Annotated in this window: 2 protein-coding genes; both read left to right on the plus strand. The window is 31.3% G+C overall.

Features of this window, described 5'->3' with window-relative positions; all coding sequences use genetic code 11:
• The coding region (locus tag AA089_RS25275) for an RHS repeat-associated core domain-containing protein (protein WP_046759286.1) at positions 1–872 on the plus strand (872 nt) is incomplete at its 5' end.
• On the plus strand, positions 835–1,356 hold the full coding sequence (locus tag AA089_RS22545; RefSeq protein ID WP_046759287.1) for a hypothetical protein: 522 nt from the start codon (positions 835–837) through the stop codon (positions 1,354–1,356). The genes AA089_RS25275 and AA089_RS22545, both read left to right, overlap by 38 nt.
• Positions 1,357–1,484: the final 128 nt, after the last annotated feature.

The following is a 1,484-nucleotide window of genomic DNA, read 5'->3' on the forward strand; positions in this document are numbered from 1 at the left end:
ATTATTATCCTTTTGGACTCAAACAAAAAGGGTATAATAGTCTGATAACAGGAAGAAACCATAACTATGGCTTTGGTGGGAAAGAAGAAAATGACGAACTTGGGCTTCAATGGTTAGATTTTTCTGCTAGAAATTATGATGCTTCTCTAGGGCGATGGATGAATATTGATCCATTGGCTGAATCAATGAATGAGTGGTCACCGTACAATTATGCTTTTGATGATCCTATTCGATTTATTGATCCAGACGGAATGGCTCCACAAGATACTTATGGAGTAAATGCAAACGGAGACATCACACATATAGATGATAAGAAATATTATGATGAAGATGGAAATGAGGTGGATAGATTACATAAGGTAACTGATAAAGGTCAAAAAACAACTAAATTTGTAGATGTAAAAAAAGGAGTTTTAGGTGATCCAAAAAAAACTACAGAGCGTGGTGTAAAAGTAGATTATATAATGCTAGATGGAGATTCTGAAAATTCCACAGAAGTATATAGATTCTTAGCAAATAATACAGATGTAGAATGGTTTCAAGTACAATATGGAGATAGTTGGGCTGATATGGACAAAAGTTATATTGGCACAGGTCATCACAAAAGTAAAGGATATGGGCACAATAAACTTACAGATAGAGCATTAGCTAAATCCGATGCTGTCGAATCGAGCCATAGCCACCCTAAAAAAGGAGGAATACCAGGATATTCTGGACCTTCAGGCTTCCACCCAAAAGATAAAAATGATGGAGATAGAGAAGTTGCTAAATATTATTATAATAAACCCGTAAAACTAACAGTTTATGACGCTAAAACTGGAAAAACAATTTTATATGATAAAAGAGGAAAAGTTAGTACTAGGAAAAATTAATAAAAGTATTTTATTCTTAATTCCTTTGTTACTATTGCTTTCTTGTAACAAAGAGATTGAAAATATTAAGGAATTGAGTGAGATAAAATATACTCATACCATTATTGATAATAGAATAGAAACAGCTCTTGATATTTTAATTGAAGAAAATAATAGTTTAAAAGATAAAGATGATAATTTAATTATTCTTTACATTAAAAGTAAAGAGAAAAATCAAGCAAGTATAAGTTTGGCTTACAGTAATTTTGAAACATTTTTAAAAAATAAACCAAAAAAAATTGATCCTTTTCAAGGTTTAATATCTTACCAAGACTGGAATATTTTAATTTTTGGCGATTTTAATGACTCTTATTTTAGAAAAGAGAACAGCTCAAAATTAATATTGAAAAACATGAAATCAGAAAGAGTTTCAATTTATGAGCCCACCTATCTGAATTTCTTATTAGAAGGAGAGAATATTAAAATGTTAGAAAACAGTTATTAAGGTAATGGGTAAATTAGGCCCCCCACGCTGCCGCACGATTATATCGTGTGGTAATAATACCCTGCTGTTCCCTATTATGACTACCGCAAATTTGTAACTAGTGGCGTTACGAGTAAGAAAAATTGAAG

The organism is Kordia jejudonensis, from assembly GCF_001005315.1.
GTDB lineage: Bacteria > Bacteroidota > Bacteroidia > Flavobacteriales > Flavobacteriaceae > Kordia > Kordia jejudonensis.

Bases quoted from the DNA above. Each gene is read 5' to 3' on its own strand.
- AA089_RS22545 (WP_046759287.1), top strand. From the start codon at position 835: ATGATAAAAGAGGAAAAGTTAGTACTAGGAAAAATTAATAAAAGTATT.